This is a genomic window from Paraburkholderia sp. RL17-373-BIF-A (assembly GCF_046030175.1).
Taxonomy (GTDB): Bacteria; Pseudomonadota; Gammaproteobacteria; order Burkholderiales; family Burkholderiaceae; genus Paraburkholderia.
The window spans coordinates 15,889-41,254 of the sequence record NZ_JARESO010000020.1 but is presented as its reverse complement, the minus strand read 5'-3'; the positions used below and the strand labels follow the sequence as shown (position 1 = coordinate 41,254).

At 62.0% G+C, this 25,366-nt stretch carries 20 protein-coding genes and 1 tRNA gene; 5 read left to right on the top strand and 16 right to left on the bottom strand.

Annotation, left to right across the window (positions count from 1 at the left end; all coding sequences use genetic code 11):
* The first annotated feature begins 298 nt into the window (after positions 1–298).
* Positions 299–1,381 (top strand): porin, encoded by a 1,083-nt coding sequence (locus P0D80_RS24205; protein ID WP_408178619.1) that lies wholly within the window; start codon positions 299–301, stop codon positions 1,379–1,381.
* A gap of 140 nt (positions 1,382–1,521) precedes the next feature.
* Here P0D80_RS24205 and P0D80_RS24200 read toward each other — a convergent pair whose 3' ends face one another.
* From P0D80_RS24200 to P0D80_RS24160, 9 genes are all read right to left on the bottom strand, one after another.
* On the bottom strand, positions 1,522–2,655 hold the full coding sequence (locus P0D80_RS24200) for a porin (protein WP_132383752.1): 1,134 nt from the start codon (positions 2,653–2,655) through the stop codon (positions 1,522–1,524).
* 774 nt (positions 2,656–3,429) lie between these two features.
* The gene (locus P0D80_RS24195; RefSeq protein WP_408178508.1) at positions 3,430–3,603 is read right to left on the bottom strand and encodes a hypothetical protein; all 174 of its coding nucleotides are present in this window, start codon (positions 3,601–3,603) and stop codon (positions 3,430–3,432) included.
* Positions 3,604–3,804: 201 nt separating this feature from the next.
* Entirely contained in the window at positions 3,805–4,014 is a 210-nt protein-coding gene (locus P0D80_RS24190; protein ID WP_408287042.1) for a hypothetical protein, read from the bottom strand.
* A 465-nt stretch (positions 4,015–4,479) separates the two neighbouring features.
* A tRNA-Ile gene (locus tag P0D80_RS24185) sits at positions 4,480–4,567 on the bottom strand.
* 153 nt (positions 4,568–4,720) lie between these two features.
* Entirely contained in the window at positions 4,721–7,111 is a 2,391-nt protein-coding gene (gene rpoD, locus P0D80_RS24180) for an RNA polymerase sigma factor RpoD (protein WP_408287040.1), read from the bottom strand.
* A 91-nt stretch (positions 7,112–7,202) separates the two neighbouring features.
* Positions 7,203–9,074, bottom strand: a complete 1,872-nt coding sequence (gene dnaG / locus P0D80_RS24175; RefSeq protein ID WP_408178505.1) for a DNA primase — start codon at positions 9,072–9,074, stop codon at positions 7,203–7,205.
* A gap of 79 nt (positions 9,075–9,153) precedes the next feature.
* Positions 9,154–9,600, bottom strand: coding sequence for a GatB/YqeY domain-containing protein (locus P0D80_RS24170; protein ID WP_011490548.1), 447 nt, complete (start codon positions 9,598–9,600; stop codon positions 9,154–9,156).
* A gap of 235 nt (positions 9,601–9,835) precedes the next feature.
* Positions 9,836–10,048 carry a 30S ribosomal protein S21 gene (gene rpsU / locus P0D80_RS24165; protein WP_408178504.1) on the bottom strand — a complete coding sequence of 71 codons (213 nt, stop codon included), beginning with the start codon at positions 10,046–10,048 and terminating at the stop codon, positions 9,836–9,838.
* Positions 10,049–10,116: 68 nt separating this feature from the next.
* Positions 10,117–11,334, bottom strand: coding sequence for a BaiN/RdsA family NAD(P)/FAD-dependent oxidoreductase (locus tag P0D80_RS24160; protein WP_408287038.1), 1,218 nt, complete (start codon positions 11,332–11,334; stop codon positions 10,117–10,119).
* Between the two features lie 121 nt (positions 11,335–11,455).
* Between P0D80_RS24160 and tsaD the strand changes: the two genes are divergently transcribed.
* The gene (gene tsaD / locus P0D80_RS24155) at positions 11,456–12,484 is read left to right on the top strand and encodes a tRNA (adenosine(37)-N6)-threonylcarbamoyltransferase complex transferase subunit TsaD (RefSeq protein WP_132383742.1); all 1,029 of its coding nucleotides are present in this window, start codon (positions 11,456–11,458) and stop codon (positions 12,482–12,484) included.
* 74 nt (positions 12,485–12,558) lie between these two features.
* Here the strand turns inward: tsaD and folE2 are convergent, their stop codons facing one another.
* The 4 genes from folE2 to P0D80_RS24135 all read right to left on the bottom strand — a co-directional run bounded on the left by folE2 (position 12,559) and on the right by P0D80_RS24135 (position 16,798).
* Complete coding sequence (folE2, locus tag P0D80_RS24150) at positions 12,559–13,365, bottom strand: GTP cyclohydrolase FolE2 (protein ID WP_408287037.1); 807 nt, start codon at positions 13,363–13,365, stop codon at positions 12,559–12,561.
* 253 nt (positions 13,366–13,618) lie between these two features.
* Positions 13,619–15,526 (bottom strand): 1-deoxy-D-xylulose-5-phosphate synthase, encoded by a 1,908-nt coding sequence (gene dxs, locus P0D80_RS24145; protein WP_408287035.1) that lies wholly within the window; start codon positions 15,524–15,526, stop codon positions 13,619–13,621.
* A gap of 85 nt (positions 15,527–15,611) precedes the next feature.
* Complete coding sequence (locus P0D80_RS24140; RefSeq protein WP_408287033.1) at positions 15,612–16,493, bottom strand: polyprenyl synthetase family protein; 882 nt, start codon at positions 16,491–16,493, stop codon at positions 15,612–15,614.
* Complete coding sequence (locus P0D80_RS24135) at positions 16,490–16,798, bottom strand: exodeoxyribonuclease VII small subunit (RefSeq protein ID WP_007178839.1); 309 nt, start codon at positions 16,796–16,798, stop codon at positions 16,490–16,492. The genes P0D80_RS24140 and P0D80_RS24135 overlap by 4 nt, the downstream gene beginning before the upstream one ends.
* Before the next feature lie 285 nt (positions 16,799–17,083).
* On the opposite strand from P0D80_RS24135, the gene P0D80_RS24130 reads away from it, so the two are divergent.
* Together P0D80_RS24130 and P0D80_RS24125 are read left to right on the top strand one after the other, a co-directional pair.
* Positions 17,084–18,190, top strand: a complete 1,107-nt coding sequence (locus tag P0D80_RS24130; RefSeq protein WP_408229591.1) for an aromatic ring-hydroxylating oxygenase subunit alpha — start codon at positions 17,084–17,086, stop codon at positions 18,188–18,190.
* Positions 18,191–18,403: 213 nt separating this feature from the next.
* On the top strand, positions 18,404–19,273 hold the full coding sequence (locus P0D80_RS24125) for a sulfurtransferase (protein WP_408287030.1): 870 nt from the start codon (positions 18,404–18,406) through the stop codon (positions 19,271–19,273).
* A gap of 102 nt (positions 19,274–19,375) precedes the next feature.
* On the opposite strand, the gene P0D80_RS24120 is transcribed toward P0D80_RS24125, so the two are convergent.
* From P0D80_RS24120 to polA, 3 genes are all read right to left on the bottom strand, one after another.
* Positions 19,376–20,248, bottom strand: coding sequence for a dienelactone hydrolase family protein (locus P0D80_RS24120; RefSeq protein WP_408287028.1), 873 nt, complete (start codon positions 20,246–20,248; stop codon positions 19,376–19,378).
* Between the two features lie 102 nt (positions 20,249–20,350).
* Entirely contained in the window at positions 20,351–21,700 is a 1,350-nt protein-coding gene (locus P0D80_RS24115) for an NAD(P)/FAD-dependent oxidoreductase (protein WP_132383728.1), read from the bottom strand.
* 165 nt (positions 21,701–21,865) lie between these two features.
* Positions 21,866–24,607 (bottom strand): DNA polymerase I, encoded by a 2,742-nt coding sequence (polA, locus tag P0D80_RS24110; RefSeq protein WP_408287026.1) that lies wholly within the window; start codon positions 24,605–24,607, stop codon positions 21,866–21,868.
* A 1-nt stretch (position 24,608) separates the two neighbouring features.
* Between polA and P0D80_RS24105 the strand changes: the two genes are divergently transcribed.
* Positions 24,609–25,352 (top strand): LOG family protein, encoded by a 744-nt coding sequence (locus tag P0D80_RS24105; RefSeq protein WP_106282655.1) that lies wholly within the window; start codon positions 24,609–24,611, stop codon positions 25,350–25,352.
* Positions 25,353–25,366: the final 14 nt, after the last annotated feature.

The following is a 25,366-nucleotide window of genomic DNA, read 5'->3' as shown; positions in this document are numbered from 1 at the left end:
GCGTCGCCGCGAAATAGCGTCTATCAATCAATGGATTTCAGACTAACCGAAGCACGCTTCCGCGAAGGTTAACTCTTGTCAGACGGACCCGGATAATTGTCAGAAACTGCAATAAGTTATTGCGCTAAAGGACTTTTGGCGCGACGAGGGTGCTGGTCTATCATCGGCGCGCCGGCGCATGGTCAGCTTGCGCGTGCCGGACTTGAATGAAAAATCCATAACCACATAAGCAGGAATGCCAGTGAGACAAATAAGACTCCTCAAGACCGCCGCCATCGTGGGTGGCGCCGCCCTCGCGATGACCTCCGAGCAAGCCTCGGCACAGAGCTCGATCACGCTGTACGGCGTCGCTGACGTGAGCGTTCGCTATCTGACGAACTCCAACGCCAAAAACGATGGCCGCCTGTTCATGACGAACGGCGCGATCACCAACAGCCGCTGGGGTCTGCGCGGTTCGGAGGATCTGGGCGGCGGGCTGAAGGCGATCTTCGATCTGGAAAGCGGCATCAATCTGCAGGACGGTTCCGCCTCGGACAGCCAACGGCTCTTCAACCGCAATGCGTATGTGGGCCTGAGCAGCCAATACGGCACGCTCACGCTGGGCCGTCAGAAGACACCGTTGTTCGACCTGCTCGGCGACACCTACGACCCGCTCACGGTCGGCAACTACTTCGAGAACTCATGGCTGCCGGGCGCGCTCGGTGCGGGGCTCTATGCGGACAACGCCATCAAATACACCGGCACGTACAAAGGCCTGACCATGGCCGCGATGTACTCGTTCGGCACCAACTCGGAATCGACCGGCGCGGGCGGTTTCTCCGGCCAGGTGCCGGGCCATCTCGGCGCGGGCTCGATGTACGGCTTCACGTTGTCGTATGTGGCCGGCCCGTTGAGCGTTGCAGGCGGCGTGCAGCAGAACAGCGACAACAGCAATCACAAGCAGACCATCTTCAACGCGAACGCCGTGTATGCGTTTAGCACGGCGAAGGTGTACGTCGGCTATCTGCATTCGAAAGACGACACCGGCTTCGTCGATAGCGCGCTGGCGCAGCAGACGCTCGTGCCCGGTGTGGATATCCTGAAGGGTTCGGGCCGCGTCGACAACGGTCCGTTCGCCGGCGTGACGTGGCAGGCAACACCCGCACTCACGCTGACGGGCGCAGCGTACTACGACCACATGTCCAATGCGGCGATCGGCAACGGACAACTGGGCAGCGGCAATCGCTATACGTTGGTGGCGCTGGCTGAGTACGCATTGTCCAAGCGCACCGAGGTGTACGGCACGGTCGATTTCGACAAGGTATCGGGCGCTGCGTCGGTCGAATTACCGGGCAAGAGCAATCAGACCGGCGTTGCGCTCGGTCTGCGTACGATTTTCTAAGGCACGCGGGGCCACCTCAGCCCTGCACGGCGCGCGGCATCCGGCATTCACGCCGGGCGCCGACCGGCGAAATCGTGCGCGCATAAAAAAAGGTGCCGCGAACGGCACCTTTTCGTACAACAACCAGCTTCTGCTGAAGCTTAGAAGCGGTGACGCAGACCGACCGTAGCAGCCGTCTGGTTCTTCGACGACGACGGCAGTTGCGTGTTGTCGCCGCTGTAGATCGAAGCGACACCGCCGTCACCCATTGCGTGCTGGTACACAGCTTGAGCGTAGACGTCCGTACGACGCGACAGCGAGTAGTCAGCCTGCAGGCCGATCTGGTGGTAGCGCACCGACTCCGAACCACCGTTCGCACCAACGCCGTAGCCCTTGCCGTCCGTGAACGTGTAAGCAACGCCCAGGCCCAGAGCCGGGGTCACGTTGTACTTGCCGTTGACTTCGTAGTTGTTAGCGCGCAGCGATTGCTGGCCAGCCGTGAAATTGTCCGAACGCGATTGCGTCCATGCCAGACCGACGGTAGCCGGGCCGAAAGCGTACGAACCAGCAACGCCGAATTCACGTTGACGGAAGTTGCCGACGTTGCCTGCCAGTGCGTTGACGTACGAACCGTCCGAAGCACCGGTGTTACCTGCGCCCGGGTTGTTTTGCTGTGCGTAAGCAGCACCCAGGTGCAGACCTTGCCACTGGTATGCAGCACCAACGCTGTATTCGCGGTTGTTTGCGAATGCGCCGGCCTGGTTCGAGAAGCCGTACGTGCCGCCGAACGTGAAGCCAGCGTAGTTAGCGCTCGAGTACTTGATCGAGTTGTTGACTGCGTAGCCGCCGTTCGTGTTCAGGTTGTCGTTGTTGAACGGGTGCGCGAAGTACGTACCGCCCCAGCTGCCCGTGGCGGTCAGCGGTGCCAGGTAGTCTTGAGCTGCGTCATATTGACGACCCAGCGTGACCGTACCGAATTGCGCGCTCGACAGACCGACGAACGCTTGACGGTTGAACATGCCGTTGTTGTTAGCGAACTTGCCGTTGTTGATGTTGAAGCCGCTTTCCAACGTGAAGATTGCCTTCAGACCGCCGCCCAGGTCTTCCGAACCGCGCAGACCGAACATGCTTTGGTTGATGCCGCCGCTACCAGCTGCCCACTTCGAATTGTGGTTGACGTTGCTCGTGTACGTCAGGCCCGCGTCCAGCAGACCATACAGGGTCACGCTGCTTTGTGCGTGAGCGACGGAAGCGAACGATGCGGCAACCGCAACGACGATGAGACTCTTTTTCATGCGTGGGACTCCTGTTCGATAAATTTACGCGGGGAGCGGGACCTGCCTCGGCAGCGCATGCATTGCACCCACTGCCGCCCTGTTCGCCGACCCGTTTCGGATCAGCCGGGCACCCTTGAAACGAAGCGTGAGTGTAGGGGGACACCCTGGTAGCGAGGCCGGCAATTCACGCAACAGGATTTTTCAGAATCAGCAACAATCTAATTGCCGCAGGCATTAAGTCTTTGTTTTTCCGGCATTAATTGCAAAATTAGGCAAGTGTCGCACCTGCTCTGAACATAAGTAATTTGCAACTTCTCAATATTGTCAGTTGTGTGTATGCAACACGCTTTTCATATTCCCGTCGTAATCGGGTCGGAACGATTAAAAAATCAGAAACTTCTGACTGCCCGGAAATGAGGCAATTAGGCCGCATGCATTCAGTTCAATGTAAATTTATTTTAGAACACCTGGAACTTAATTGAATGAATGGAGTCGTTTGATTCAAACCGGATTAGCCAGTGTCATTGAACTGGTCATTAATGTCTTTGCGGAGTGGAATGAATTTAATGGAAGTTGCGGGGGCGGTTCCGCGCACTTCGCAAGCCCGCGTGTCGAAGGGGAAAGCCTTCAGCACGGGCGTTGCCCGGAGGTGAGATGCGGCGCCGACCGCCGCGTGACAAAAACCCGTGCTGAAAGCGGATGGCACACATCGAACAGCCTTCCGCCTCCATTAAACGGCACGAACGTGCGATTTTTTACACGGAGTTTCCCTAGTTCCCGGCAAGCACGGCCTTATGGCTTGTCGTGCGATCGCCGGAGCGCGTCCTCATCCTCGGGAGAAGCGCCCGGCGCAAGCGGATCGGTTTCGGGCGGCACACCTGGCAACGGACGCGGCTGCTCGTCGGGTTCATCGAGCGGCTGGTTGGCGGGGTCGGCAACGGGGTCGATAGTCGGATCGGTTTGCATGATGAGCGTCCTGAGGATGGGAATATCTCCCAACACTCAGCGCGCAACGGCTATTCCCGAGGTTCCGGCGCCACGGTCAACTCGCTCGGCCTTGCGCCGCCGTCTCGATCGGTTGATGTCCGGCTGTAGAAATTGCCCCGTGTACGCCGAAACTTTCAACGCCCAATCGCGCGACTGAACACGCCGCGCCCTGTCACGAGACTAATGGCGATCCGGCCGCGAGCGCGGCATCTCGTCGCCCGAACCGGTCAGGAACGGCTCCAGCCCGAACAGCCAGGCAAAGCAGAAGGTGGCGCGCGTCAACGCACTGACCTGCTGTCGTTGCGGCGCACTCTCACCGGCGCCTTCCAGCGGAGTGGCCAGCAAGGGGCGAGTCTGCACAAACTCAGTAGCGGTGTGGTCAGGTCGCATGATCGTTCTCGTTATTGATATGGTTTGGACGCCGAGCTTATGCAAACGACGTGCCACTCGCACTGACCGACCTCGGGCCGACTGCTACTCAGATTAGCGCCGCTATCGCAAATGGCGTCTGTGCGCCGGAGCGCGAAACGGAAGCAACGAGATGACGAGCCGAATCCTGCAAAAGAGGGATTAAATCGAACGGAGTTTGCGCCGGCAACGGCAGAAGGAATGACGATATTGCCGCGACGTGAAATGCGCCGCTTAACACGCTCGCTTAACTCACAACATCCGATCTGAAGCGCTTTGGAAATCCCGCCAATGCTGTGACGAACATCTCTCACCCAACCGGATAGAAATCCGCCATGCGTAGATTAATAGCGCAGCGAAAGTGACATATTGCCGCGCCCGATATCCGCTTCACGCCATAAAAACAAAAAGGGTTCCGACATTATCGGAACCCTTTCTTAGCATCGATGGTGGGCCGGGTCGGATTCGAACCGACGGTGTCCTTTCGGAGGCGGATTATGAGTCCGCTGCCTGCAACCAGCACGGCGTCCGGCCCAAGAAAAAAGACCCGGTCGTGAAGGCCGGGCCTATTCGTTGATTGGCCGACATACTACACGAAAAAGGGGCCTTCGCAACCGCTTCGCTACGGCGAAACAACCGCGAGGCCCCTTCAAACCGCTACATCATTTGCAACCAACGCCAGCTTCGATCAATTCCCTTCGAGGAACGACTTCAGCTTGTCCGAACGGCTCGGGTGACGCAGCTTGCGCAGCGCCTTCGCCTCGATCTGACGGATCCGTTCACGCGTCACGTCGAATTGCTTGCCGACTTCTTCGAGCGTGTGATCGGTGCTCATCTCGATACCGAAACGCATGCGCAGCACCTTCGCTTCACGCGGCGTCAGCGAGTCGAGCACGTCCTTCACGACATCGCGCATGCTGGCATGCAAAGCGGCGTCGGCCGGCGCAACCGTGTTGTTGTCTTCGATGAAGTCGCCCAGATGCGAATCGTCGTCGTCACCGATCGGCGTTTCCATCGAGATCGGCTCCTTCGCGATCTTCATGATCTTGCGGATCTTGTCTTCCGGCATTTCCATCTTCTCGGCCAGCGTTGCCGGATCCGGCTCGAGACCGGTTTCCTGCAGAATCTGACGCGAGATGCGGTTCATCTTGTTGATCGTTTCGATCATGTGAACCGGAATCCGGATCGTGCGCGCCTGGTCCGCGATCGAACGCGTAATGGCCTGACGGATCCACCACGTTGCATACGTGGAGAACTTGTAGCCACGACGATATTCGAACTTGTCCACCGCCTTCATCAGGCCGATGTTGCCTTCCTGAATCAGGTCGAGGAACTGCAGACCACGGTTCGTGTACTTCTTCGCGATCGAGATCACGAGACGCAAGTTCGCCTCGGTCATTTCGCGCTTCGCCTGACGCGCCTTCAGTTCACCCGCCGCCATCTGACGGTTGGTTTCCTTCAGGTCCTTCAGCGGCAGCACGACACGCGCTTGCAGATCCAGCAGACGCTGCTGCTGTTCGCGAATGGCCGGGATGTTCCGCGTGAGGATCGCGCTATACGCGTGACCTTCACCGACGATCTTGTCGGCCCATTCGAGATCCGTTTCGCTGCCCGGGAAACGCGCGATGAATTCCGCACGCGGCATGCCGCACTTGTCGACCACCGTATGCAGGATCTGACGCTCGACCTGACGCACTTCGTCCACTTGCGCACGCAGCGTGTCGCACAGACGCTCGACGGTGCGCGCGGTAAAGCGGATCGTCATCAGCTCGTTCTGGATCGTTTCCTGTGCCTTCAGATACGACTTGGACTTGTAGCCTTCCTTCTCGAACGCGCGACGCATCTTGTCGAACCATTCGCTGATCATCGCGAATTTTTCGAGCGACGCACGCTTGAGCGCTTCCATCTGCGCTGCGTTGGCCGTAGCTTGCGCCGTGCCGTCGTCTTCTTCCTCGTCCTCTTCCGCGTCCTCTTCGACTTCCTCGTCTTCGCTCTCAATCGCTTCCGCTTCCTGCGCGGAGAAGCCGTCCGCGTCTTCCGCGTTGGCGTCGATCAGGCCGTCGACCAGTTCGTCGATGCGAATTTCCTCGTTCGCGACGCGCTCCGCCATCGCCAGGATGTCGGCGATCGTGGTCGGGCACGCGGAGATGGCCATCACCATGTGCTTCAGGCCGTCTTCGATCCGCTTGGCGATTTCGATTTCGCCTTCGCGCGTGAGCAGCTCCACCGTGCCCATTTCGCGCATGTACATGCGGACCGGGTCGGTGGTGCGGCCGAATTCCGAGTCGACGGTGGACAGCGCAACTTCCGCTTCCTCTTCCACTTCGTCGTCCGACGAAGCCGCCGGCGCGTTGTCGTTCAGCAGCAGCGTTTCAGCGTCCGGGGCCTGCTCGTACACCGCCACGCCCATGTCGTTGAACGTGCTGATAATGCCTTCGATCGCCTCGGTCTCGGTGAAGTTGTCCGGCAGGTGGTCGTTGATTTCAGCGTACGTCAGGAAGCCGCGCTCCTTGCCGAGCTTGATCAGCGCGCGCAGTTTGGAGCGGCGTTCCTCGAGTTCCTCGACCGTGCCCGGCTGTGACGACGCGAAAGCGTCTTTCAGCAGCGCTTTTTCCTTTGCACGACGATCGCGAGCCTTGGCCTTTTCCACCTTGGCTGGAACAGCCGCGGGGCTTTCTTCGCTTTGGGTTGCGTCGTCATCGACGGGTACTTCGTTCAGCTTTTTCGTCATGGAGTTCGCCGTACCGGCTGTAGTCTCGACTCGCGGCTGGTGGACAACAGCCGTTTGAACCGTGGATACTGGAACCTCGCGCACTACCGCATCGTCCTGCGCGGCAGCCGCTTCCCTTGCGCTTCTGACACCCGACCCCTTCGTGGCCGGTACTGCTACAACTTTCGCCGCCCTGTCCGGCTCCGCTCGCGCAGCCGACGTGGTCGAGGACTTCTTCCCGGCAACCGGTGCAACGCTAACCGCAGACGTTTTTCTGGTGGAAGAAACTAACCTGGCCTCGGTGACCTTTCTGGTCCGCTCCGTGGAGCTTGTGCCTGTTGTTTTCTTTCCGCCCGTAGTCTTTGCCATCGCATCGCCTTTTCGCCTTTGCTAGGAAAACCCTTGAAAAACAAACCGCTGGAAACCTTTTATTATACCACCCAGGCTTCCTGCGCTCCGCCTACAGCCCGAGCTGGCGCTTCATGTCAGCCCGCTTCCGATTAAGCTCCGACAGCTCCGCAAACTCCTCCGGCGTGTGCCGGGATTGCCGCGAAAGCTGCTCGAGACGATCGCAGTAAGCGTCGTACCGCATCTTCAGGATCGCCGCCTTCAGTTCCTCGCCGACAATCCGTTCCTGCTCGCGCCGTTCCTCGATGACGGTCGCATCTTCCGGGTCCTTCAGCAGTAAATCCCGGACGTTTTCATCATAGTCTAGAATTTTGCGAAAGATTTCCTCGAAAGTTGGGGCGTTCGCGCCGTTTCGCAATAGGTCGGACAACAACTGAAACTCCGCCGAATCGCCCAGCGCACGCGCGTGCGTCGTCACTTCCTCGAACAACTCGCCGTGCCGCGTGACCGTGAGAAGAGCCTGTTCGGCCTCTTCGTCCAGCACGGACACCGTGCGCGGATACATCACCAGATTGCGCAGCGTTTTTTCCTCGATCCCGGTCACACTGCGCCGGTCTTTGCGGGCCGGCGCCGCGCGGGCCGCCGCCGCGATGCGCGAATCGACCTCGCATAGCGCGGCGACCTCGTCGAACGGCACGTCGAGCCGGTCGGCGAACATATGCATGATCTGGGCGCGCAGCGCGTTGGCCGGCAGCGCCTGCAGCAGCGGCTTGGCGTCGAACAGCGCGCGGGCCCTGCCTTCCGGCTGATCCAGCTCCTTGCCGGTCAGCACCTCGTTCAGCATGAACTGCGACAGCGGCATGGCCCGCTCGACCTGCTCGGCGAAACCCTCGGTGCCGAATTCACGCACATAGCTGTCCGGATCGTGCTCGGACGGCAAAAACAGGAACCGGATGGTCCGGTTGTCCGCCGCATGCGGCAAACAGGCGTCCAGCGCACGCCGGGCGGCGCGCCGGCCGGCCGAATCGCCGTCGAAACTGAAGATGACCGTGTCGGTCTGGCGCATCAGTTTCTGCACATGAATCGGCGTGCAAGCCGTGCCGAGCGTGGCGACCGCGTTCTGGAACCCCAATTGGGCCAGCGCGACCACGTCCATATAGCCTTCCACGACCAGCACGTAGTGCTGCTCGCGAATTGCCAGACGCGCCTCGAACAGCCCATACAGCTCGCTGCCCTTGTTAAATAAAGGCGTTTCGGGCGAATTCAAATATTTGGGCTCGCCACCGTCCAGCACGCGGCCGCCGAAGCCGATCACCTGCCCCTTCACATTGCGTATCGGGAACATGACCCGCTCGCGAAAGCGGTCGTACCGGCGGTTCTGGCCCTGAGCGTCGGACTTTTCGCTGACGATCACCAGACCCGATTCGACCAGCGAATCGTCGCGGTAGTTCGGAAAGGCCGCTTCGAGGTTTTGCCAGCCGTCCGGGGCATAGCCGAGCCCGAAACGAGCCGCGATCTCGCCGGTCAAGCCGCGTTTCTTCAGGTACTGGATCGCGACCGGCGCGCTGCGCAGTTGCTTGCGGTAGAAGTCGCAGGCGGTCTGCATGACATCGGATAGCGCGGTGGTAACCGCTTTGGACGCCGCCGGCGCATAGCCGCCGCCGGAACCGCCGCCGCCATAGCCGGGCGATGGCTCATTCGGCACCGTCAAGCCGACCGACTGCGCCAGATCGTTGACCGCTTCCGGAAACGATGAACCGACGTGTTCCATCAGGAACCCGATGGCCGTACCATGCGCGCCGCAGCCGAAGCAGTGATAGAACTGCTTAGTCGGACTAACCGTAAACGAAGGGCTTTTCTCGTTGTGGAACGGGCACAGCCCCATGAAGTTCGCGCCGCCCTTTTTCAACTGCACATACCGGCCGACCACGTCGACGATATCGACGCGGTTGAGCAGGTCCTGCAGGAATGACGGAGGAATCACAGTAAATGACGCTGCCTAAAAACTCAGCGCCGCGCGCGCCGTCGAAATAACGGCATGCACAGCGCGGAAATACGGGAATTTACTTCGCGAGCGCGGCTTTGACTTGCGCCGAGACAGCGGTCATGTCGGCACGGCCGGCCAGCTTCGGCTTGAGCACGCCCATCACTTTGCCCATGTCCTGCGGGCCGGCTGCGCCGGTTTGCGCCACCGCGGCCTGCACTTCGGCGACGATCTCCGCCTCGGACATCTGTTCCGGCATATAAGCAGACAAGATCGCCAGCTCGGCCTTTTCCTTGTCGGCCAGATCGGTGCGGCCAGCGGCTTCGAACTGGCTGATCGAGTCTTTGCGCTGCTTGATCATCTTGTCGATGACCGCGGTGATCGCGGTGTCGTCGAGCGTGATGCGCTCGTCGACTTCGCGCTGCTTGATCGCGGCGAGCAGCAGACGGACCGTGCCGAGGCGCTCGGTCTCACGTGCCCGCATGGCGGCCTTCATATCGTCGTTGATCCGGTCCTTGAGACTCATCACTCACCTGAATGCGTTGGAATTTGAAAAACCGGCCAGGCTAATTGCATCAACACGCGCATCAACACGAATACCCGCTTGGGACTGCTTCCTCAAGCGGGTTGGCACACTGTGCGTTATGGTTGCGACCCTGCCGGCTGGCCCGAAGGGCCGTGTTTTCCGTGATGGCACCTGTCGTGCCCTCACCGGTTGAATGTCGCCGCTCCGTTCAACGGGAACCGCGGCAACGCCAGAATCAGTAGAACTTCTTTGGCAGCGTCTGGCCACGCAGACGCTTGAAATGACGCTTCACCGCAGCCGCCTTCTTACGCTTGCGCTCAGCCGTAGGCTTTTCGTAAAACTCGCGAGCGCGAAGTTCCGTCAGCAAGCCGTTTTTCTCCATGGTGCGCTTGAACCGGCGCATGGCGACTTCGAACGGCTCGTTGTCTTTTACGCGGATGGTCGTCATTTTTCAATAACGGAACTTTGTAAAGGTTCAGGAGTATAGCAGAGCTTTCTCACAAAGCCAGAGCGCCGTCAAGCCCCTCTGGCATACTCCGCGGCCGCCTGGCCGGCCGCCACACCCGATGCCCACGCCCATTGAAAGTTGTAGCCACCCAGCCAACCGGTTACGTCGACAGCTTCGCCGATGAAGTACAAACCCGGCGCGCGCGCGCTCATCATCGTCGATGACGACAGGTCGCGCGTGTCGATGCCGCCGCGCGTCACTTCGGCTTTGCGATAGCCTTCCGTGCCGTTGGGGGTTAGCGTCCAGCGCGACAGGGCTTCGCCGACGCGGCGCAGGATTTTGTCCGGCAAATCGGCCACGCGGGCTTCGGCGGAAATCTGATGGGTTTCCAGCCAGACATGGGCGAGCCGCTGCGGTACCCATTCCGACAACAGATTGGCGATCTGACGCTTGGTGCCGGTTTTCGCCTCGAGCAAGGCGGTCGTGGCGTCCTGGGCCGGCAAGAGGTTGATGTGAATCGGCTCGCCGGGCTGCCAGTAGCTCGAAATCTGCAGCACACCCGGGCCGGAAAGGCCGCGGTGGGTGAGCAGCAGGTCTTCGTTGAACTCGGCGCCGGTCTTCTTGTTGCCGGTCGCCAGTTGCACTTCCAGCGAGACACCGGACAGCGCCGCGAACGGCTCCCAGTCGGCTGCGGCGAAGGTCAGCGGGACTAGCGCGGGGCGCGTGTCGATCAGCTTGTGGCCGAACTGTTTGGCAAGACGGTAGGCGAAATCGGTGGCGCCGATCTTGGGAATCGACAGTCCGCCCGTTGCGACCACGAGCGCGCGCGCCATGATTGGCCCCGACTGCGTATCCAGCGTGAAGCGCCCTTCCGGATCCTGCCGCACCTGCTCGACCGACAGCGGCGTGCGCCATGCCACGCGGCCCGCGTCGCACTCGTGCTTCAACACATTGATGACCGCGTCGCTCGACTGGTCGCAGAAGAGCTGGCCTTTATGCTTCTCGTGCCACGTCACGTGATGGCGCTTGAGCAGCGCCATGAAGTCGCGCGGCGTGTAGCGCGCGAGCGCCGAGCGGCAAAAATGCGGGTTGGCCGACAGGTAATTGGCCGGGCCGGCATACAGATTCGTGAAGTTGCAACGGCCGCCGCCGGAGATGCGGATCTTCTCCGCGAGACGCTGCGAGTGGTCGATCAGCACCACGCGACGGCCGAGTTGCCCGGCCACGGCCGCGCACATCATGCCGGCCGCGCCTGCGCCGATCACTGCGATATCGAAGGATTCCATGGGGCCGCATTGTACGCGCGCGTCGGCGGCGCCTTGCCCGCACTGCTATACTTTCAGGCTTGCCTTCTCACTGTCGGGCGCCTGGGTTTTGTTACGCCAGCGTCCGCTCAAGCGACCCATCATGCTCGTTCTCGGCATCGAAAGCTCTTGCGACGAAACCGGTCTCGCGCTCTACGACACGGAGCGCGGCCTGCTTGCGCACGCGCTGCATTCGCAAATTGCGATGCATCGGGAGTACGGCGGCGTGGTGCCGGAACTGGCGTCGCGCGATCACATCCGGCGTGCGCTGCCGCTGCTCGAAGAGGTGATGGAACGCGCCGGCGCGGCCCGCGGCGACATCGACGCGATCGCCTATACGCAAGGCCCGGGTCTCGCGGGCGCGCTGCTGGTCGGCGCGAGCGTCGCCAATTCGCTGGCCATGGCGTGGGACAAGCCGACTATCGGCATTCATCACCTCGAAGGGCATTTGCTCTCGCCGTTGCTGGTGGATGAGCCGCCGCCGTTCCCGTTCGTCGCGCTGCTGGTGTCCGGCGGTCACACGCAACTGATGCGCGTGACTGACGTCGGCGTCTACGAGACGCTCGGCGAAACGCTGGACGACGCAGCCGGCGAAGCCTTCGACAAAACCGCCAAGCTGCTCGGCCTCGGTTACCCGGGCGGCCCGGAAGTCTCGCGCATGGCCGAATTCGGCACGCCGGGCGCGGTGGTCCTGCCGCGTCCCATGCTGCATTCCGGCGACCTGGATTTCAGCTTCAGCGGCTTGAAGACCGCTGTCCTCACGCACGCCAAGAAGCTCGGCGGTTCGAATATCTGCGAGCAGGCGAAAGCCGATCTGGCGCGCGGTTTCGTCGACGCGGCTGTCGAGGTTCTGGCGGCGAAGTCGCTGGCCGCGCTCAAGAAGACGAAGCTCAACCGGCTGGTCGTCGCGGGCGGGGTCGGCGCGAACCGGCAATTGCGCGAGGCGCTTTCCGCTGCCGCGAAGAAGCGCAATTTCTACGTGCACTATCCGGACCTGTCGCTGTGCACGGACAACGGCGCGATGATCGCGCTGGCCGGTGCCTTGCGACTGCAACGCTGGCCCGATCAATCGGGCAAGGACTACGCGTTCACGGTGAAGCCTCGCTGGGATCTGACGTCCCTCGCACGCTGAGTTCGACATCGTTACGCCGTAAAAAAAGCCGCTTCAAGAAGCGGCTTTTTTGATGCAGTCGGCAAACGCGCGTATCAAGCCACGCGCTTATCCCGCTCGATCACCGCGTACGCGCTGTGATTGTGAATCGACTCGAAGTTCTCGGCTTCCAGCACGTAGGCGACGATCCGCTCGTCCGCATTCAGACGTTGCGCGACATCGCGCACCAGGTCTTCGACGAACTTCGGATTTTCATAAGCACGCTCGGTCACGAACTTCTCGTCCGGGCGCTTGAGCAAGCCCCACAGTTCGCACGAGGCTTCTTCTTCGGCGATACGAATCAGTTCTTCCACGGCCACATCGCCTGCCAGTTCGGCGTTGATCGTGACGTGCGAGCGCTGGTTATGCGCGCCGTACTGCGAGATCTTCTTCGAGCACGGGCACAAGCTCGTCACCGGCACCAGCACTTGCAGGAACAGACGCGTCGCACCGTTGCGAGTCTCGCCCGTCAACGTGACTTCGTAGTCGAGCAGGCTCTGCACGCCCGACACCGGCGCGGTCTTGTTCACGAAGTACGGGAACGACACCTCGATGCGGCCGGCCTCGGCTTCGAGCTTTTCGAGCATTGCGGCGAGCATGGTGCGGAACGTGGCCGGCTCCAGCGGCGCCTTGTTCTCTTCGAGCAAGGCGACGAAGCGCGACATGTGCGTGCCCTTCTGCTCAGCCGGCAGATGTACGTCGAGGTTCCACGTACCGACCGTCGGCTGCGCCTCGCCACCTTGGGTGCGCACCGTCAGCGGATGGCGCACGGCCTTTACGCCGACACGTTGAATCGGGATCTGACGAGTGTCGGGCGTGCTTTGCACGTCGGGCATCACAAAGGCGGGATTCATCTGATTCATTTCTTGTCCTTTCAGGAAACGCCGGACCGCCTGAGTCTTCGCCCCGAAGGAAGTCCCCTTCGGGGATTCCCTCGCGAGGGCTGTCGCGAAGCGACAGGTTCGGCGGCTCCCAGCGGCCGCGCGGATCAAGGCGCGCAATGGCGAACGCCGGCCCCTGCCGGCGTTGGATGATGGGCCCGAAGGCCCACCGATTCAAGTTGGAGATTGCTTATGGCCGCCATGGCACGGCGGCCGCACCGCGAGCGGCGACGCTTTACGCGACGCGCTTCACCGACGACTGTCCGCCGACCGCGCCGCTCGACAGGAAGCGCTCGCGGATCGACTTGTTGATACCCGCGGCGTCGAGACCACACGCGGCGAGCAGCTTGGCCGGGTCCCCATGATCGATGAACCGATCGGGAAGGCCCAATTGTAGTACGGGTCGCATAACCCCACTTTCAAGCAGGGCTTCGACGCAGGCCGAACCCGCGCCGCCCATTACGCTGCCTTCTTCGACCGTGACGATGGCGTCGTGCGTTTCGGCCAGTTGACGGACCAGATCGGCGTCGAGCGGCTTCACGAAGCGCATGTTGGCGACCGTTGCGTCCAGTTGCTCGGCGGCTGCCAGCGACGGCGCGACCATCGTGCCGAATGCCAGAATCGCAATGCGCTTGCCAGCCGGCTGCGACGTTTCACGACGAATCTCACCCTTGCCGAGCGGCAGCGCCACCATCTGCTTGACGGTGGCGACGCCCGTGCCGGCGCCGCGCGGATAGCGCACCGCCGTCGGGTTCGGTTGCTGCAACGCCGTGTACAGCATCTGGCGGCATTCGTTTTCGTCCGACGCGGCCATCACCGTCATGTTCGGGATGCAGCGCAGGAACGCCAGGTCGTAAGCGCCCGCGTGCGTCGCGCCGTCCGCGCCGACCAGACCCGCGCGGTCGATGGCGAACACCACCGGCAGGTTCTGCAGCGCGACGTCGTGAATCAGTTGGTCGTAAGCACGTTGCAGGAAGGTCGAGTAGATCGCGACCACCGGCTTCATGCCTTCCGCGGCCAAACCGCCGGCGAACGTCACCGCATGTTGCTCGGCGATGCCGACGTCGAAGTAACGGTCCGGGAAGCGCTTCTCGAACTCCACCATGCCTGAGCCTTCGCGCATGGCCGGCGTGATACCGACCACACGTGCGTCCAGTTCGGCTGCGTCGCACAGCCATTCGCCGAACACCTGCGTGTAGGTCTTCTTCGATGGCGTGCTGGCCGGCTTGATGCCTTCAGCCGGATTGAACTTGCCCGGGCCGTGGTACAGCACCGGATCGGCTTCGGCCAGCTTGTAGCCCTGGCCTTTCTTCGTCACGACGTGCAGGAATTGCGGACCGCGCAGTTCCTTGATGTTCTGCAGCGTCGGGATCAGCGAATCGAGATCGTGGCCGTCGATCGGGCCGATGTAGTTGAAGCCGAACTCTTCGAACAGCGTGGCCGGCACGATCATGCCCTTGGCGTGCTCTTCGAGCTTGCGCGCGAGGTCGAGCATGGGCGGCGCGACGCGCAGCACGCGTTCGACGCCGGCACGCGCGGCGGCGTAGAAGCGGCCCGACATCAGGCGCGCCAGATGGCGATTCAGCGCGCCGACCGGCGGCGAAATCGACATGTCGTTGTCGTTCAGGATGACCAGGAGCGGCACGTCGTCTTCGACGCCGGCGTTGTTCATCGCCTCGAACGCCATGCCGGCCGTCATCGCGCCGTCGCCGATCACGGCGATACCCATGCGGTTGTCGCCCTGCAGCTTGCTTGCGACCGCCATGCCGAGCGCGGCGGAAATCGACGTGCTGGAGTGCGCCGTGCCGAACGTGTCGTACTCCGACTCGTCACGTTTCGGGAAACCCGAGATGCCGCCCAGCTGACGCAGCGTGTGCATCTGGTCACGGCGGCCCGTCAGGATCTTGTGCGGATAGGTTTGATGGCCGACATCCCAGACGATCCGGTCGTGCGGCGTGTCGAACACATAGTGCAGAGCAATGGTCAACTCGACCGTGCCGAGGTTGGACGAAAGATGGCCGCCCGTCTGCGATACGCTGTCGAGCACGAAGGCACGCAACTCGTCGGCAAGCGGTTGCAATTGGCGGCGATCGAGGCGGCGCAGGGCTGCCGGGTCGTCAATGGTTTTCAGCAAGTCGTACATCGTCGTTCCATTGTAGGAAAACTTACGCGCCCGCACTTCATACATGCGCTTCGCAACGGAGGCGCGCGGCGGCGGGCTTTCGCGTTCAGCTAACCCGGTTCACCACCAGGTCGGCCAATTCGGCAAGACGCTGCGCGCGTGCGCCAAACGGCGCCAGCGCGGCGTGAGCGTCGCTGCGCAGCTGCGCTGCGAGCGCGCGCGACGCGTCGAGCCCAATAATCGACACGTAGGTCGGCTTGCCGTCCTTCGCGTCTTTACCTGCCGTTTTGCCGAGCGTCGCGGAATCGGTCGTGACGTCGAGAATGTCGTCGACGACCTGAAACGCGAGGCCGACAGCGGCCGAATACGCGTCGAGCGAACGCATGGCGTTCGCATCCGGCGTTTCGCCCGCCAGTGCACCCATGCGCACCGCGGCGCGCAGCAACGCGCCGGTCTTCATGCGGTGCATGGTTTCGAGTTGCGTGCGCGTCAGCGTGTGGCCGACACTCGCCAGATCGATGGCCTGCCCGCCGCACATGCCGATCGAGCCGCTCGCCAGCGCCAGTTCGCGCACCAGCGCGGCCTGCTGCGCCGGGGCCAGAACGTCCGACGTCAACGCGACGAACGCCTGCGATTGCAGCGCGTCGCCGACCAGCAATGCCGTCGCTTCGTCATATTTGACGTGTACCGTGGGCTTGCCGCGACGCAGCGCGTCGTCGTCCATGCACGGCATGTCGTCGTGGACGAGCGAGTACACGTGGATCATTTCCAGCGCTGCCGCCGCCGCGTCGAGGCACTCGGCGCGCGCGCCGGTCAGCTCGCCGGCCGCGTGGCACAGCAGCGGGCGAACCCGCTTGCCGCCGCCCAGCACCGCGTAACGCATGGCCTCATGCAGCGTGGCGGGCTCGGTTGCCTCGCTCGGCAGGTAATGTTCCAGTGCCGTTTCGACGCGCTCCAGTACCGAGCGCATCCATTGTTCGAATGTCATAGGTCGTCCCCGCTTTCAGTAGCGGCTGTGCCTGCGGTATTCATGGGCAGCGGCTTGAGCGTCTCGCCGTCGAGCACGCGCACCTGCTGCTCGACCTTTTCGAGCTGCTGCTGGCAAAACGCCACGAGAGCCGCGCCGCGCCGGTAGGCGGTGAGCGATTCCTCGAGGCTGAGATTGCCGCTTTCCATGCGTGCAACCAGCCCTTCCAGCTCCGCCTGGGCGGCCTCGTAATTCTCGGGCAGCGGCGTGGTGTCGACGCCTTCGGCTGGCGTGGCAGCAGTATCTTTCGACGCGGTCTTCGCCATGAATAGTCGCAAAATTAAAACAAGTCGGACATTCTACGGCAAAAGCGATATTTCCGAGCCGCCCGCCGCCCTACGCCCGCCTTCCCGCTGCGCGCCGTCCTAGCAGTCTCGCAGAAAAAAAACGATCGGTCTGCGGCGAAAAAGCCGAACTTTCCTGAGATTTTTGACCCAAATCAGGCACTTAACGGCCCCAAAGAAGGGGAAACGGGTATAATTGCGGGCTCCCTAAATCGAATCTTCGATGGTTGGGTTGTTCACTGCTTTCACGTCTTCACGGGAGTGGGAATGTCCAATCTGAGCAATGCATTGCAGTTGCGGTCTGTCCACAGCCAGCTGCCAGTCACGGCTTACTTTGACGAAGCGCTTCTAACGCGCGAAATCGAAACCCTTTTCAAGAAAGGTCCTCGTTACATCGGCCACGATCTCATGGTGCCCGAAGCGGGGAATTATTTTGCTTTGCCGAGCGAGAGCGAAGGGCGTGTGCTCGTCCGTAACCAGCAGTCACAAGTCGAATTGCTGTCGAACGTGTGCCGCCACCGGCAAGCCATCATGCTCAACGGCCGCGGCCAGACGGAGAACATCGTCTGCCCCCTGCATCGCTGGACGTACGACCTGAACGGCCAGCTCCTCGGTGCGCCCCATTTTGCGGATAACCCCTGCCTGAATCTCGGCGCCACGTCGCTGCAGAACTGGCAAGGCCTGCTGTTCGAAGCGCAGGGGCGCGACGTCGCGCGCGATCTGGCGCGCCTCGGCACCAAGGAACACTTCGATTTTTCGGGCTTCATGTTCGATCACGTCGAAGTGCACGAGTGCAACTACAACTGGAAGACCTTTATCGAGGTCTATCTGGAGGACTATCACGTCGCGCCGTTCCATCCGGGCCTCGGCAGCTTCGTCAATTGCGACGACCTGACGTGGGAGTTCGGCGAGTGGTATAGCGTGCAGACGGTTGGCGTGCACAAGGATCTCGAGCAGCCGGGCAGCCCCACGTACCGCAAGTGGCACGACGAAGTGCTGCGCTTTCGCGGCGGCAATCCGCCCGAATTCGGCGCGATCTGGATGGTGTACTACCCGGGCATCATGATCGAGTGGTATCCGCACGTGCTGGTGGTATCTTGGCTGATTCCGCGCGGTCCGCAGAAAACCACCAACGTGGTGGAGTTCTATTACCCTGAGGAAATTGCGCTGTTCGAGCGTGAGTTCGTGGAAGCCGAGCGCGCCGCCTACATGGAAACGGCGCGCGAAGACGACGAGATCGCAGAACGCATGGACGCCGGCCGCCGTGCGCTGATGAATCGCGGCGAATCGCAGGTCGGCCCGTATCAGAGCCCGATGGAAGATGGCATGCAGCACTTCCACGAATTCCTGCGGCGCGAACTCGGTACGATCTGAGTGGCGCCGAACCAGATTCACCAGATTCTTCCGGCAGGATCAATGCATGGAAAGACGGGCTTCGACCCGTCTTTTTTTGTTTAGACTTAGAAGATAGCTTGGCCATCCGTAGGCGGCGCCAAGCCGCCGAGCGGAGCCGCCATCGCCCGCATCGAGCTTTGCATGGGACCCGAGCGAGCGCTAAAGCGCTAACTCTGATCGACAGGAGACGTCATGCCCCACACTCACTACACCACTCTGATTTCCGCGACCAATCTCGCGGAACGGCTTGCCGCCGCGCCGGGCAGCGTGTTCGTCATCGACTGCCGGTTCGATCTGGCCGACACGGAAGCCGGCGAAAAAGCCTATCTGGCCGGGCATCTGCCGGGCGCGCATTACCTGCATCTCGATCGCGATCTGTCGGGGCCGAAGAACGGTCACAACGGCCGCCATCCGCTGCCGGATCGTGCGCGGCTGGTGGAGACGCTGGAGTCGCGCGGCCTGAAGCAGGGCCAGCAGGTCGTCGCGTACGATGCGCAAGGCGGCATGTACGCCGCCCGTGCATGGTGGCTGCTGCGCTGGCTCGGTCACGACGCGGTCGCGCTGCTCGACGGCGGCCTGCAGGCATGGGAAGCCGGCGGTCATCCGCTGACGCAGGACGCGCCGGCCCAGAACACCGGCGACTTCAAGGCAGGCGCGCCGCTGTCCGTCACGGTCGACGCGCAAACGGTCGAGCGCAATCTCGGCTCGAAGGAACACGTGGTGGTCGACGCGCGCGCAGACGACCGTTATCGCGGTGAGAACGAGACACTGGATCGCATCGGCGGCCACATTCCCGGCGCGCTCAACCGCTTCTTCAAGAACAACCTCACCGCCGACGGCCGCTTCAAACCGGCTCATACGTTGCGCGAGGAATTCCACGCGCTGCTCGCCGACACGCCGCCGGAACACGTGGTGCTGCAATGCGGCTCGGGCGTGACGGCATGCGTGAATGCCCTGGCGATGGAAGTTGCCGGCCTGCACGGCGCCGCGTTGTATGCGGGATCGTGGAGCGAGTGGAGTTCCGACCCGAAGCGGCCCATCGCGACGGGCCCGAATCCTTGAGCGTCCCAGCGAAAGCCACAGCACGTCGTTAGCAAAAAGCCGTTGCCGCCCCGAAAGCGGCAACGGCCTTTTTTTATCGCAAGCGAGGGAGCGGGGACCGCCTCAAGCCACCCCATGCTGCTTGAACCACACCAGCACACGGCGCCAACCATCCTCGGCATCGGCCTTCTTGTAGCTCGGCCGGTAATCCGCGAAAAACGCGTGGCCCGCATCGTCATACACGACGAACTGCGAACCACGGCCCGCTTGCGGCCCTTGCGCGATGGCCTGCTTCATCTGTTCGAGCGTGTCCTGCGGGATGCTCTGATCTTGCAACCCGTAAAGCCCCAGCACCGGCGCATGAAGTTGCGCGACCTGATCGAGCGGATTCGCCGGCATCATCGCGTTCTTTTCGCCCGTTACCCGTCCGTACCAGGCGACACCCGCCTTCAGTCGCGGGTTATGTTCGGCGTACAGCCACGCAATCCGCCCGCCCCAGCAAAAGCCGTTCACGCCAAGCCGGTTCAGATCGCCGCCATGCTCTCCGGCCCAGGCGACGGTGGCATCGAGATCGCCCATCACCTGGTCGTCCGACACCTTGCTGACCACTAGCGCGCTGATCTGCTGCATGCTTGCATGAACGGTCGGATCGCCCTGCCGTTCAAAAAGATTCGGCGCGATCGCGAGATAGCCCAGCTTGGCGAAGCGCCGGCACACGTCGGCGATATGCTCGTGCACGCCGAAAATCTCGTGCACGACGATGATCACCGGCAAGTGCGTCTTGCCCTTCGGCTGCGCGCGATAGGCCGGCACCAGCGTGTCGCCGGAGCGCACCGCGATTTCGCCGGCTTCGAGGCCGTCAGTATCGGTATGAATGGTTTGCGCCGAGACGGGCAGCACGGCGGCGGCGAAGCCGGTGCCGAGCGCGGCTTTAATGAAAGTACGTCGGTTGAAGGGGACGTGCGGGACCAGGCTGTCGATATCGGGTTTCAGCATGCGGGCACTCCTCGGTTGAACGTTGGAGGCAACAGGATACGCCTGACACGCATCCTGTTGCAGATGCAACGTTCCCGGGCCGGCCGGGCGCATCGGCGCACGTCAGTGCAGCTTGACCCGCGGCAGCGTGGTGCGGCGCAACCAGTGCGCGAAGGTATCGAGCACCATCCGCGCGTAGCCGTGCAGCGCGGCGATATGCAGCCGGTACAGCGACATATACATGAAGCGCGCGAACAGCCCTTCGATCAGCATATTGCCGCCGATCACTCCGCCCATCAGATTACCGACCGCGCTGAAATGCCCGAGCGACACCAACGACCCAAAGTCGCGATAAGTGAACTCCGGCAGTGGCTTGTTTTCGAGCCGCGCCGCCAGCGCCTTCATCAAAAAGCTCGCCTGCTGGTGAGCCGCCTGCGCGCGCGGCGGCACGTTGCGCTCGTTGCCCGGCCACGGACAGGCGGCGCAATCGCCGAGCGCGAAGACGTTGTCGTCCGTTTCGGTTTGCAGCGTGCGGCGCACGATGAGTTGGCCCAGCCGGTTGACCGGCAAGCCGTCGAGTTCGCTCAAAATCGCCGGCGCCTTGATGCCGGCCGCCCACACCGTCAGATCGGCGCGCACCGTTTTGCCGCTCGCGGTGCGGATCATGCCGGGCGCGACTTCGGCCACGGTTTCGCCGATCATCAGCTTCACGCCGAGCTTGGTGAGCAGTTCGGCCGTGGCGGTCGAGACCCGTTCCTGCAAAGCCGGCAGAATGCGCGGCCCCGCTTCGATCAGCACGATGCCGACGTCATGCCGCGGATCGAGCTTATGCAAGCCGTATGCGGACAACACCTGCGCGGTGTTGCGCAATTCCGCCGACAGTTCGACACCCGTCGCGCCGCCGCCGACAATCGCCACCTGAATGCGCGGCTCGCCCGTGGACGACGTGCCCGGCCCCGATTCGACCGGTTCATGCACTTGATGCTCGGCGCGCATGCATGCCGCGATCAGGCGTTTGCGGAAACGCTCGGCCTGGCTGACCGTATCGAGTGCGAGGGAAAATTCAGGCGCGCCTTTGACGCCGAAGAAGGCGGTCGTGCTGCCGATCGCGATGATCAGCGTGTCGTATTCGAGCTGGCGTTCGGGCAGCAACTCGGCGCCGTCGTCGTCGAGCACGGTGCCGAGCGTGAGGCGCTTGTTCGCGCGGTCCAGTCCCGTCAGTTCGCCCTGCTGAAATTCGAAGCCGTGCCAGCGCGCTTGCGCGGCATATTCGAGTTCCTGCGTGAACGGGTCCATGCTGCCCGCCGCCACTTCATGCAGGAGCGGCTTCCAGATATGAGTCGGATTGCGGTCGACGAGCGTGACCTGCGCCCGCACACCGCCCTTGCTCTTGTGGGGTGCATAGCGATCGCCCAAACGCGTCGCCAACTCCAATCCCCCCGCGCCTCCGCCAACCACGATAAAACGATGCATTGAACTCTCCGTGTTTGCCGATGGGTTATGCGTCGTTCGGCGCCCATGAGGATTCACATGAGCGCCGTCTTTCAGCGATTGTCCGCGAGCAGCACGGGTTGTCACAAGCCATCAATACGCATGTGTGACATGCGCACGACGATATCGCGTCCCGTCACACGCACGTCAATGCGCTTCTTCCCAGTTCAGGCCGGCACCCACTTCGGCGACCAGCGGCACTTTCAGGTCGGCGACACCGCACATCAACTCGGGCAAGCGCTTGCGCACGTCGGACAATTCCGCGTCCGGTACTTCGAGAATCAATTCATCGTGCACCTGCATGATCATGCGCGTGCCGATCTTCGAGACTTCGATCCAGTCCTGCACCGCGATCATCGAGAGCTTGATCAGATCGGCGGCCGTGCCTTGCATCGGCGCGTTGATCGCGGCGCGCTCGGCGGCCTGACGGCGCGGGCCATTGCCGCCGTTGATCTCCGGCAGCCACAGGCGGCGGCCGAACACCGTCTCGACGTAACCCTTGGCCTTGGCGCTCACACGCGTTTCGTCCATATAACGCGCCACGCCTGGATAACGCGCGAAATAGCGGTCGATATAGAGCTTGGCTGCGTCGCGCGTGATGCCGAGGTTCGCGGCAAGACCAAACGAACTCATGCCGTAGATCAGACCAAAGTTGATGACCTTGGCCACGCGGCGTTGATCGTTCGACACTTCGAGCGGCGTCACGCTGAAAATCTCCGCCGCGGTGGCGCGGTGAATGTCTTCGCCCTGCGAGAATGAGCGCAGCAGCGATTCGTCGCCGGAAATGTGCGCCATGATGCGCAGTTCGATCTGCGAATAATCCGCGGAGACCAGCTTGTGTCCGGGCGGTGCAATAAACGCTTCGCGAATACGGCGGCCTTCGCCGGTGCGCACGGGAATGTTCTGCAGGTTCGGATCGTTCGATGCAAGGCGCCCCGTGACCGCCACAGCCTGCGCATAGTTCGTATGCACGCGGCCCGTGGTGGCGTTGACCATGCGCGGCAGCTTGTCGGTGTAGGTCGACTTCAGCTTCGACAAACCACGGTGCTCAAGCAGAATCTTCGGCAGCGGATAGTCTTCGGCGAGCTTTTGCAGCACTTCTTCGTCAGTGGACGGTGCGCCGCTCGGCGTCTTCTTGACCACCGGCAGTTCCAGCTTCTCGAAGAAGATCTGCCCGATCTGCTTCGGCGAGCCCAGATTGAATTCGCCGCCGGCCAGCACATAGGCTTCGCTTTCCAACTGGATCAGACGCGTGGCGATTTCGCTGCTTTGCTGACGCAGTTTCTCCGCGTCGATCAGCACGCCGGTGCGCTCCATCTTGCGCAGGACACGCGAGGTCGGCAGTTCGATCCCGCGATAGACGTACTCGAGCGTCTTCTCCGCAGTCACTTGCGGATAGAGCGCCTGATGCAGCCGCAAAGTGATATCAGCATCTTCCGCAGCGTATTCGGCGGCCTTGTCCAACGCGACTTCGTCGAAGCCGATCTGCCCCGCGCCCTTGCCCGCGACCTCTTCGTACTTGATCGTCTTCACGCCGAGATGGCGCAGCGCGAGGCTGTCCATGTCGTGCGTGCGATGCGATTCGACCACGTACGATTGCAGCAGCGTGTCGTGTTCGACACCGCGCATTTCAATGCCGTAGTTCGCCAGCACCTGCTCGTCGTACTTGAGATGCTGGCCGACCTTCTTGTGCTCGGCGCTTTCCAGCCACGGCTTGAGCTTCGCGAGGACTTCGTCGCGCGGCAATTGCACGGGCGCGTCCGGGCCGCGATGCGCGAGCGGCACATACGCCGCCCGGCCGGCTTCCACCGACAACGACAGGCCCACGATCTGCGCGGTCATCGGGTCGAGCGAGGTGGTTTCCGTATCGAACGAGGTCAGCTCGGCCGCGTTGATCTTCTCGAGCCACGCGTCGAATTGTTCCCACGTCTGCACGGTGTCGTAGTGCCGCTCATGATCCACCGACAAAGCCGGCGCCACATCCGTTTCCGGACCTTCCACGGCGTCCGCGATTTCCACTTCGCGCAGCCACGTCTTGAAGCCGTGGCGCGTGAACACGTCGCGCAACTCCTCGCGCGATTCCGGCCGGCTTTGCAGGCTTTCCTCGATCGACACGATATGGTCGGTCATATCGCAGTTGCGCTCGACAGTGACGAGTTTCCTCGCCATTGGCAGAAAATCGAGCGCTCTGCGCAGATTGTCTCCTACCGCACCTTTAATTTCGTCCGCATGTGCGACGATGCCATCCAGCGACTCGAATTGCGTCAGCCATTTGATCGCTGTTTTCGGCCCGCATTTCTCGACGCCGGGCACGTTGTCGACGGTATCGCCGATCAACGACAGGTAGTCGATAATGCGCTCCGGCGGCACGCCGAACTTGGCGAGCACGCCGGCGCGGTCGAGCGTTTCGTTAGTCATCGTATTGATGAGGGTGACATGATCCGACACAAGCTGCGCCAGATCCTTGTCACCCGTCGACACGATCACATTCATGCCACGCTTTTCCGCTTCGGTGCTGAGGGTGCCGATTACGTCGTCGGCCTCGACGCCTTCGATCATCAGCAAGGGCCAGCCGAGCGCGCGCACGGCCACATGAATCGGCTCGATCTGGCGCGAGAGGTCGTCCGGCATCGACGGGCGATTCGCCTTATAGTCGGGATACCAGTCGTCGCGAAACGTTTTGCCCTTGGCGTCGAACACGCACGCGCTATACTCTGCAGTGACTTCCTTGCGCATGCGCCGCAGCATGTTGATCATCCCGTAAAGCGCACCCGTCGGACCACCGTCGGGGCTGCGCAGATCCGGCATCGCATGGTAGGCCCGGTACAGATAACTCGAACCGTCGACCAATAGCAGGGTCTTACCTTCAAGGCTTCGTTCTTCAGGCATTATGACTAAGAGAAAAGTGATTCCGAGTCTGCGATCACTCGCAGATCAAGAGCGCGCAACGGCCAAAAAGGCCCGCGCATCGTGGCAGATGTTCACGATTATGGCAGAGTTTATCGAGGCGACCGAGTACCTCTCGGAGATTCGTCCGGCTGTCAGCATCTATGGTTCAGCGCGCCTGAAGCCGAACTCGCCCTACTACAAACTTGCCACGCAAATCGCGCGCAAGCTCTCGGACGCCGGCTTCGCCGTGATCTCGGGCGGCGGCCCGGGCATCATGGAGGCGGCCAACAAGGGTGCCCATGCGGGCAAGGCGCCTTCGGTCGGCCTGAACATCGAATTGCCGCACGAGCAATCGGGCAATCAGTGGCAAGACATCTCGTTGCGCTTCCGCCATTTCTTCACGCGCAAGGTCACGTTCGTGAAGAACTCGGACGCGGTGATCGTGATGCCCGGCGGCTTCGGCACGCTGGACGAACTCGCCGAAGTGCTCACGCTGATCCAGACCAAGAAGTCGCGCCATGTGCCGATCATTCTGGTGGGCGCCGAGTTCTGGGAAGGCCTGCTTGCGTGGTTCAAGAACTCGCTCACGCCAATGGGCCTGATCAATCCGACCGACATGGACCTCATGCAGGTCATCGACGATCCGGACCAGGTGCTCGAAGCGGTGCTGAAGTTCTATGAAGACCGCGAAGAAACCGAGCCGCAGCCGACCAAGTCGGACGAAGACCGGATGTTCTATCTGTGAGGCTGCCGCTTCGC